Here is a 321-nt window from a genome sequence, read left to right on the forward strand (position 1 = left end):
AACGATATATCTTGAGCTGACATACGACATTCCATCTCGCGTACGTCTTCACTACACACCCCTAATTCCTGAGCTACTATTCTTAATTCGTGCTCATTAAACCATCCCAAACGTTGTTTGGTTTTTCTTAAATTAAAAAATAATTTTCTCTGTGATTTTGTTGTTGCTACTTTTACAATACGCCAATTACGTAATACATACTCATGTATTTCAGATTTAATCCAATGAACCGCAAAAGAAACCAATCTAACGCCAACTTCAGGATTAAAACGACGAATCGATTTCATTAAACCTATATTACCTTCTTGAATAAGATCAGCT

The 321-nt window shown here is 34.3% G+C and carries 1 protein-coding gene; it reads right to left on the reverse strand.

Going from position 1 to position 321, the window contains the following annotated elements; genetic code table 11:
- The coding region (locus LDP10_RS03365) for a sigma factor (RefSeq protein WP_321160506.1) at nucleotides 1-321 on the reverse strand (321 nt) is incomplete at both ends.

The sequence above is a fragment of the Buchnera aphidicola (Pemphigus obesinymphae) genome (assembly GCF_026122815.1).
In the GTDB taxonomy this organism is placed as follows: Bacteria; Pseudomonadota; Gammaproteobacteria; order Enterobacterales; family Enterobacteriaceae; genus Buchnera_C; species Buchnera_C aphidicola_BJ.